1 pseudogene is annotated in these 502 nt (G+C 66.9%); it reads left to right on the forward strand.

The features are described from left to right. Positions 1-310: 310 nt before the first annotated feature. Positions 311-502, forward strand: a pseudogene (locus AC1D12_RS35115) (hypothetical protein); the annotation flags it as partial.

Raw genomic sequence — 502 nt, forward strand, 5'->3', positions numbered from 1 at the left:
ACAGATCAGTTCCAAGAGAGTCCTCCAGCGCACGGTCGTCGACCATGCATCCAATGACAACGAGGGAGAGGTGTGTCGCCTTCGGCCCAGTGGGGCACTGGCAACCCGCGCGGCAGTGGTCTGCCGCTGCGGTGCGTGGAGTCTAGCGATGCGCTTGGGGATTTGTCACGGCAGGCCGAGTGATTTCATCAACCTTGAGGAGGTTCATTCGTACTGGAGGCCCACCTCCGCTTCAGGAAGGCCCAGCGAGGCTCGTGCCGCTTGACGCGCCGCCGGACGAGCCGCCCCCGCAGACGCCGATAATCCGCGCATGCTCTTTTCGCGTTCCCGACTGCTGCTCGCACCGCTGATCCTCGCGTCGCTGCTGGGTGCCGGCTTGGCCGACGCCAAGCCGAAGAAACCGCGCGTCGCCACCCCAGTGCGCGACGACACCGTCCCCTATGGCCCCCGCGACGACGTGATGCGCTTCGGCGCCGAGCTGGCCGAGCGGCAAGGCCTGCCC

This window comes from Rhizobacter sp. P1_G5 (assembly GCF_056405435.1).